The sequence below is a fragment of the Streptomyces sp. PH10-H1 genome (genome assembly GCF_030063355.1).
GTDB lineage: Bacteria > Actinomycetota > Actinomycetes > Streptomycetales > Streptomycetaceae > Actinacidiphila.
The window spans coordinates 3,191-11,673 of sequence record NZ_JASISZ010000017.1; the positions used below are offsets into that span (position 1 = coordinate 3,191).

Genomic DNA, 8,483 nt, shown 5'->3' on the forward strand with positions numbered 1-8,483 from the left:
CGACGGGACCCGCACACCGCAGCCGTTCCGGAGATCAGCTCGCGCGGCCGCGCAGTACGGCGCCGATCCGGGCCGCCGCCGTCGACAGGTGGCGGCGGGCCTCGCGCACCTGCTCGGCGTCCACGCCCCAGTCGCGGGCCGCGTCACGGATGTCGTCACGAAAACGGTCCAGGAGGCGTTCCAGCTCGCGGGCGGGGTCGGCGGAGCCGTCCTGGCCTTCGGAACCGTCCCCGTGTTCCTTGGCCCAGTCGGGAGTGTCCGCCGGTGCGTCGGCCGTGGGGTCGGCCGCGGCGTCGGCCTTGGTGTCGTCCGCTGTGCTGTCGGTGGCGCTGTCCGTGGCGCTGTCCGGGTCGGACTTGAGGTAGCCCGACCACGACGACGACATCTGGCCGGTGGCCCTGCCCAGCGCGCCGAGTTCGCGGTTGAGCTCGGCGAGCCCTTCCTTGAGGCCGCCCTGCCAGTCGCCCTCGCGGACGTGGGACTGCACCTGCTCCTGGACCTGCTTGGCGATCCGCTGCACCTCGACGCGCGCGAAATCCTGCGCCTCCTTGGCCTGGAGACGGGCGTCGCGGGCGTCCTCCTTGGCCCGGCGGCTCTCCTCCTTGGCGCGGCGGGCCTGATCCTTCCACTCCTGCTTCATGGCGCGGAAGTCACTGCCGGGGGAGCCGGTGGTGCCGCCCGCGGGGGCGTTGCGGGCCTGCTGCGCGGCGGCGCGGATCTCGCGGCGCAGATCACCGGCCGCGCCCCGGACGTCCTCGCGGATCTCGGCGGCCAGCGTCGAGACCGACTCGCGGATCTCGTTCTCCAGGTCGGCGATCTCGTCGGCACGGGCGGCCAGTTCGGCGCGGCCCGCGTCGGAGATGGAGTACACCTTGCGGCCGCCCTCGGTGCTGTGGGTGACCAGGCCCTCCTGCTCCAGCTTGGCCAGCCGCGGGTAGACGGTGCCGGCGGAGGGCGCGTAGAGGCCGTGGAAGCGCTCCTCCAGCAGGCGGATGACCTCGTAGCCGTGGCGCGGGGCCTCGTCCAGCAGTTTGAGCAGGTACAGCCGCAGGCGGCCGTGGGCGAAGACGGGAGCCATGTCAGATGTCCTTCCGGAGCGAGGGGGTTTCGCGGTCGGTCGCACCGGCGGGCTCGTCGGCGACCGGGCCGCCGGGCTCGTCGTCGAGCGGCGGGCGGCGCAGCAGGGCGATGGCGCCGGAGACGGTGGTGGCCTTCAGATGCGCACCACCGGCCCCGATGCGGCCGGTGATCCGCTTGGCGCCCCATTGGCCGCTGACCCGCAGGTCCTCGAAGGCGCAGGACACCGCGCCGCTGGTGGTGTTGGCGTCGACCTCGGCGTTCGCGGGCTCCGGGATGCGGATGGCGATCTCGCCGGAGACGGTGTTCAGCCGGACGTCGGCGCCGGGGGGCGTGTCGACGGGGGCCAGGTCGAGCACCATGTTGCCGCTGACGGATTCCGCCTTGATCCGCGCGCTGCTGCCCTCGACGACGGTCAGGTCGCCGGAGACGGTGCTGACGTGCAGATCGCCGGAGACCGCCTGGGCCTCGACGTTGCCCCCGACGGTGTTGGCGCTGACCGGGCCGCCCGCTCCGACGAGGGTGATGTCGCCGTTGACACCGCGTACCTGGATGGCCTCGGAGATGCCGGAGATCACCGCGCTCGCGCCGACCACGCCGACCTCGACGCGGGTGCGCTGCGGGACGGCGAGCGAGACGACCGTGTGCCGCTCCCAGCCCCTGCCGCCGAGCCACTTCAGGAAGCCCTTCCAGGGAAGGTCGTCGTAGCCGACGGTGAGGGTGCCGCCCTTGAGGCTGACGAGCAGCGGCGGCCCGTCGAGCTCGCTGACCTCCAGACGGGCCGGACCTTCCTCGACGCCCACGACGTTCACCGCGCCGCCGACGATGCGCACGCGCACGGTGTCGACATGCCCGTCGAAGACGAGCTTGTGTGGTTCGGTGACGGTCCATTCCGACGTGCCGCTCATGTCGACCCTCCTCGTGGTACGCCAGGCAACGCAACATATCGCGTCTCTTGATAGACACGATATATCGCGTACTGGAGAAGTCAAGCGGCCTGCCCCGCCCCCTTGAGCCGTCCCCGAGCCGCCCCCGAGCGGCCCCCGAGCGGCCTCGGGCAGCGGTCATGCGCGCAGCCGCGCTGCCGTCACTCGCCGGCTGCTACTCGTCGTCCTCATCCGCGTCGTCAAGCCGGGCCAGCCAGGTGGCCAGCCGCTCCACGGGGATCTCGAAGTCGGGATTGAGGTCGACGAACTCCCGCAGTCGGGAAGCGAGCCACTCGAAGGTGACCTCTTCCTCGCCGCGCCGGCTCTCCAGCTCCTCGATACCGCGATCGGTGAAGTACAAGGGATGCTCCGTAGCTCCATACAGGGGACACATGGGACACAGGGACGATGGGACATTCCAGGCAAGGATAGGCAGCATTCCGACACTCCCTCGCGCCGGTCCGCGCAGGCCGCTAGCCTTCCGTTACAGCAGGCCGAACGGGGGGTGACGCGGCGTGACGGGGAGCAACGGGGGCGCACAGGACGAGGACTCGGATCCCTTCGAGACCCTGGCGCCCCTGGTGAGAGCCGCCACCGTACGTGTTCATGCCGCGCCGTCCGGGTATGCCCCCGACGGGACCGGTGGCGCGTCCCCCGGGGACGTCGCCGCGCGCCCGTGGGGCAGCGGGTTCTTCGTCGCCCCCAACTGGGTGCTCACCTGCGCCCATGTGGCGCTGCGGGGCGAGGGAGGCGCGGTGGCCGGTGGCGGGCGCGAGGTCGGTCTCACCTTCGAGGGGCGCACGGTCCGCGGCCGGGTCGAGTGGGCCGAGCCGATGGAGAATTCCGGGCACGGCTTATGGCCGGCCCCCGACCTGGCGCTGATCCGGCTGCTGGAACCGGTGCCGCACGATTGCGTCTGGCTCACCGAGCGCACCTCCAAGGTCTTCACCCGCAAGGAGGTGGCCTTCTTCGGCTGCATGGAGGTGGACGGCGAGGTCGAGGACGTCAGCGGCCGGTGCACGATCCGCGGCGAACTGGGCAAGGACGGCAAGCTCCGCCTCGGCAACGAGGACGAGATCCCGTCGGGCGCCTCCGGCGGCCCGGTCGTCGACCTCGCGCGGGGCGAGGTGATCGGCGTGCTCAAGGCCCGGCGCGGCGGGCAGGACGGCGGACTCGCCATCTCCGTCGTGCAGTTGCGGGGACTGCCGCTGCCCCGGCAGCCGGCCACGGCCGAGTCCGACGATCTCTTCCAGCGCGTGATCCACGCCCACGACCGGCACCACGCCGACCGGCACCGTCTCGCCGACACCAACCGCACCACCTGGACCGACGCCCACAACCTCCTCGGGGCAGCCGCTGGGCGCGCCCTCTCGCCGGGGCAGCGCACGGAACTGCTCGGACTGCTCGCCGAACTCCCGCCGCCCGTCAGCACATTGAGCCTGCTGGCGACCGTGGACGAGCTGCGCGGCCAGCCCTGCGAGAACCTGCCGCTCGCCCCGCGCGGCTGGCGCGACGGCCTCGGGCTCCTCTACGACCTGCGCCGGGGCCAGAGCGAGTTGGAGACCGTGCTGCGCTACTGCGTGCACGCGGCGACGGCGGAGCGCCCGTACAAGGCGGCGCACGGCGCCGAGCGCAGGCTGTGGACCTGGGCGGCCGCCGTCGCCGCCAGCGAACGCGAGCTGTCGCGCGGTTTCCGCAACGATCTGGGCCATGAGTGGCTGGCCCGGATCAACGACCGCAGGACGGATCCCGGCCCGTCGGGAGTGCGGGCCCCGGGCACCGTGGGCCCGGCCGCCCGCGAGGCGGTGTCGTATCCCTCGGTGCTGCTGGAGATCGACCGCCGCGGCTGGGAGCGGGACAGCTACGACTGGCGGATCGCCATCGTGGACGAGGACGGCGATGTGCTGCCGGTCGCTGAGGGCGCCGACGGCACCCGTCTCGGCGAGCTGCCGATGCGGCTGAGCGCCCCGCTCGCCGAGGCGTTCCGCCGCTGCGACGAGCCGGGGCGCCGGGCGGTCCTGCAGGTGGCGCTGGTCCGGGCGCTGTTCGAGCTGCCGGTGGACACCTGGTGCATGCCGGCGGACGGGCCGCCGCTGGGCACCCTGCGCCCGGTCGTCGTGCGCCCCGCCGACCCGGACTACGACCCGGACGAGGTGGGCGAGGACGCGGCGCTGCGCCGCGCCCGCTGGAAGCGGGTGCAGGCGGGACCGATGGAGCCGGTGATCCTGGACTGCGACGCGGGCACGCCCGTGCAGGTGCCCGCGGACGCCGAACTGCGCTTCCGGGGCCTGTACTCGGTGCCGGTGCTGTGCCGGGCCTCCGACACCGCGGACGGCCCCGCGACCCTGCGGCGCATCACCCGCGCCGGATACGGAGTGGCCCTGTGGCGCCGGGAGCGGGCCGAACGGGACCTGGTGTGCTCGGAATTCCACCGGGGTGTGCTGCACACGATCGCGAGTGCGGCGCAGGCCGACCGGCTCCCGGAGGAGGTCCGCAGGCTGCGCGCGGATCTTGAGCGAAGCGAGCCTGAGGCCTATTTTTCCAAGGGGCTCGTCCTGCTGTACGACGACCCCACCCGCCCGCTGCCCGGAACCGATCAGCCGCTGGAGACGCCATGACCGGCCGAACACACCCCTTATGCTCCACCCCCACTCCGTGGGACGGTCGATACGTGGTCTGCGCTCCTGCCATCGACGTACGAGCGACGAGGAGCACGTAGTGCCTGACATGAACGCGAGGCCCGACGGAAATGCCGGGACGGGCGCCAACGAAGAGAACGAGTGGCTCATCTACCGGGGTGCCGGGGAGCCCCATGACGGCATCAGCGCGCTGCCCGATCCCCCGCCCTGGCGGGACTTCGACGGCGGCCCCCTCGTGGAACCCGGACCCGGCACGGACAGCGCCTCGACCCGGCGGCTCGGCGCGTACCGGCACATGGCGCAGCTGCACCGGCCGAGTCCCGAAGAGCTGGAGATCGTCAACGCCGCCCTGTATCTGCGCCGTCCACTGCTGGTCACCGGCAGTCCCGGCACGGGCAAGAGCACCCTGGCGCATGCCGTCGCGTACGAACTCGGGCTCGGCCGGGTGCTGCGCTGGCCCATCGTCAGCCGCACCACCCTGCAGGACGGCCTTTACCGTTACGACGCCATCGCCAGGCTCCAGGACACCCAGATCGCGGCGAGCGGCCGGGCACAGACGCCCGGCGGCATCGGGAGTTACATCCGGCTCGGGCCGCTCGGCACGGCGCTGCTGCCGACGGCGAGGCCGCGCGTGCTGCTCGTGGACGAACTGGATAAAAGCGATATCGATCTTCCCAACGACCTGCTGAACGTTCTGGAGGAGGGAGAGTTCGCGATCCCCGAACTCGAACGGCTCGCTGAACGCGAACCGCGGGTCGAGGTGCTCACCGACGACAGCACGAAGGTGACGGTCGAGGACGGCCGGGTCCGGTGCCGGGCCTTCCCCTTCGTCGTCCTCACCAGCAATGGCGAACGCGACTTCCCGGCACCGCTGCTGCGCCGCTGCATCCACCTCGAACTCGGGCAGCCCGACCACAAGCGGCTGGCCACCGTGGTCCGGGCCCATCTGGGGACCGAGGCGGCCAGGATCGGCGACGACCTGATCACCCGCTTCCTGGAGCGCTCCCGCAGTGAACTCCTAGCTGCCGACCAGCTGTTGAACGCCATCTACCTCACCCACCACGCCGCTCCACCGTCCCGCGACCGGCTCGCCGACATGCTCATCCAGCGACTCGACAGGCCGAGGTGAGGGTGTGACATCGCCGCCACCATCGCCAGCGCCGCCCCCATCGACGCCACCACCACCGTCGGCGCGCCGCGATCCACTCGCCGAGGTCATCGAGCGGCTGCGAGGAGCGGGCCTCGACCCCGACTTCGGTGAGCTGGCCGACGCCCTCTGGCTGGCGCGCTGGTCGCAGCCGGCGGGGTACGGCGCCGGTCCCGGGGAGTGGGCGGACGGCCCCCGTCCGGCGCACCGGGCGGCGGAACCGGACGGCACCGGACTGCCGGACCGGCCGGGGAGCCCGGCCGGCGAGGATCAGGGCCCTGCCGAAGGGGCGGGGGCGGAATCCGGCCATTCCGGCGGCGGCCCGACCGGGGGAAGCGTCGCGCTCTATCCGGGGGAGCGCGGAGCCGGCGGTGAACACGGCTCCGTGCTGCCCGGGGGCGCCATCTCCATCGGGGTGCCCGAGGCGCCCGCGCTGCCCGGACTGCTCGAACTGCAGAGGGCGCTGCGCCCGTTGCAGCGCTACCACAGCGCCGCCCCGCCGATCCGCAGTGAGCTGGACGAGTCGGCCACCGCCGAGCGCAGCGCACGGGCCGGCGGCATGCTGGTGCCGGTCTTCCGCAGCGTCTCGCGGGGCGACGCCTCGCTGCAGCTGCTGATGGACGCCTCGTCGTCGATGTATGTGTGGGAGCGCATGCTCAGCGAGTTCGAGCAGGTCTTCGGGCAGCTCGGCGCCTTCCGTGACGTCCATGTGCAGTATCTGCACCAGGCACCGGACGGCGGCGCCGCGGTGAGCCGCCGGTTCGAACCCGGCGCCGCCGTGCTGCGCTCCGCCGACCAGCTCAGCGACCCGACCGGACGCCAGGTGACCGTGCTCGTCAGCGACTGCGCCGGCCCGCTGTGGCGCAGCGGTGAGGCGCACCGGCTGCTGTACCGGCTCTCCCGGCACGCGCCCGTCGCCGTACTGCAGCCGCTGCCGCAGCGGCTGTGGTCGCGCACCCGGCTGCCGACCTCGTACGGGCTGCTGATGCGCGGTCAGGGGCCGGGTCGGTCGGCGTCGCTGCGCTTCGAGGGAGAGGGCGGGACGGAGCGTCCTGGCATGGTCCCGATCCCGGTGCTGCCGCCGACCGCCGCCGCGCTGGGCGCGTGGGCGCGGCTGCTGTCGGGGACCGGCACGGGACCGGTGCCGGCCGCGGTGGGCTGGGTGCGGGTGGACCAGCCGGCCGCCCCGCCGTCCCGGCCGCGCAGACCGCTGGCCCCCGCCGAACTCGTGGCCCGGTTCCGGTCCGCCGCGTCGCCGGGCGCGGCGCAGCTCGCCGTGTACCTGGCCGCGGCACCGCTCTATCTGCCGGTGATGCAGCTGGTGCAGCGGACGATGCTGCCCGACTCCGGGCCCGCGGAGCTCTCCGAGGTGCTGCTCAGCGGTCTGCTCAGCCGGATGGGCTCGGGCGGCTCCGGCGTCTCCGGGATGGAGACGCCCGCGTACGGGACGGTGATCGGCGATGTGCCGGCCGTGCGTCCGCCCGCGCAGTGGTACGAGTTCGCCGAGGGCGTCCAGGACGTACTGCTGGGCCCGCTGGGGCGCGACGAGGCACTGCTGGTGCTCAAGCACTGCTCCGAATACGTCGAGCAGCGCTTCGGACTCGGCGGCCCCAACTTCCCCGCGCTGGCCATCGCCCAGCTGGCGGACGGCCGGGGCGACGAGCCGGCCCCGGGGCGGATGGCCGGCCCGGCGGGAAGCGGAGCGGACGATTCGGCCAGGCGGGCCGCGCAGCCCTTCGCCCAGGTGGCGGCGAAGGTGCTGGAACGTTTCATACCTCTGTCGTCCGTGACCGAGCAGGCCGTCGGCGCGGGCACCGGCGCGCCCCGTACCGAGGCGGCGCTGGAGCGGGCCCGGGTGCTGGTCGAGCGCTTCGAGTCCGACGGCATGGTGCAGAGCCTGCTGGACGCCGTGCAGCTGCTGCGCCGGGCGACGGCCGCCGGGCTGCCGACCGAGGCCGATCCGGAGCTGTGGAGCGAGCTCGCGCGGAATCTGCTGAGGATGTGGCGGCTGCAGGGCGGAGCCGCCCTGCTGCGCGAGGCGCAGGACGCCGCGGAGACCGCCGCCGCCTCGCCCGGGGCGGTGCGGGCCCGTGCCGTACTGGCCCGGGTGCTGCACGCGGCCGCCGCCGACCTGCGGGCGCTGGGCCAGCGGACGGCCGCGCTCGACCTGCTGCGGCGCGCGGACCGGGAGTTCACGGGGGCGGGTGCGGCCGCCGACCTGGAGCCGGACGAGGAACTGCGGATCACGTTGCAGCGCGCCGAGGTGCTGGAGGAGCAGTGGCGGCTCAGCGGTGACACCGGGCCGCTCCAGGAGACCATCGGCATGCTGGAGGCGTTTTCGGACGGACGCCCGTGGGCCGGTGACGATGTGCCGCAGCCGGCCGGGCTGTCGCTGGCCCGCGGGCGGGCGCTGCTGATGCTGGCCGGGACGGCCGAGGACGCCGAGCGGTCCCGGGTGTACGCCGGCCAGGCCGCCGAATCGCTGGAGTACGCGTGCGCCGCGCTGGTCTCCGAGTCGGCCCGGCCCGAGGACCGGATCCGGGCCGAACTCCTGCTGATCGACGCGCTGTTGCTGGCCGGCGGCCGGCTGGAACAGGCCGGCGCGCGGGTGGCGCGGGCGCTGGAGGAGGTCCGGGAGCAGCCGCTCAGGGCCGAGGTCCTGGTTCGCTCCGGTCGGCTGCGGGTGCACTGGTA

At 73.5% G+C, this 8,483-nt stretch carries 6 protein-coding genes; 3 read left to right on the forward strand and 3 right to left on the reverse strand.

All coding sequences use genetic code 11. The features are described from left to right. Positions 1 to 34: 34 nt before the first annotated feature. From QMK24_RS13360 to QMK24_RS13370, 3 genes are all read right to left on the reverse strand, one after another. Positions 35 to 1,078 (reverse strand): PadR family transcriptional regulator, encoded by a 1,044-nt coding sequence (locus QMK24_RS13360; RefSeq protein ID WP_283465897.1) that lies wholly within the window; start codon positions 1,076 to 1,078, stop codon positions 35 to 37. A 1-nt stretch (position 1,079) separates the two neighbouring features. Next, positions 1,080 to 1,985: a DUF4097 family beta strand repeat-containing protein gene (locus QMK24_RS13365; protein ID WP_283465898.1), complete on the reverse strand. Its 906-nt coding sequence runs from the start codon at positions 1,983 to 1,985 to the stop codon at positions 1,080 to 1,082. Positions 1,986 to 2,178: 193 nt separating this feature from the next. Beyond that, entirely contained in the window at positions 2,179 to 2,364 is a 186-nt protein-coding gene (locus QMK24_RS13370) for a DUF6104 family protein (RefSeq protein ID WP_283465899.1), read from the reverse strand. 154 nt (positions 2,365 to 2,518) lie between these two features. On the opposite strand from QMK24_RS13370, the gene QMK24_RS13375 reads away from it, so the two are divergent. The 3 genes from QMK24_RS13375 to QMK24_RS13385 form a co-directional block, all read left to right on the forward strand. Further along, on the forward strand, positions 2,519 to 4,621 hold the full coding sequence (locus tag QMK24_RS13375; RefSeq protein ID WP_283465901.1) for a VMAP-C domain-containing protein: 2,103 nt from the start codon (positions 2,519 to 2,521) through the stop codon (positions 4,619 to 4,621). A 109-nt stretch (positions 4,622 to 4,730) separates the two neighbouring features. Beyond that, positions 4,731 to 5,771: an AAA family ATPase gene (locus QMK24_RS13380; RefSeq protein WP_283466033.1), complete on the forward strand. Its 1,041-nt coding sequence runs from the start codon at positions 4,731 to 4,733 to the stop codon at positions 5,769 to 5,771. Between the two features lie 4 nt (positions 5,772 to 5,775). Next, the coding region (locus QMK24_RS13385) for an SAV_2336 N-terminal domain-related protein (protein ID WP_283465902.1) at positions 5,776 to 8,483 on the forward strand (2,708 nt) is incomplete at its 3' end.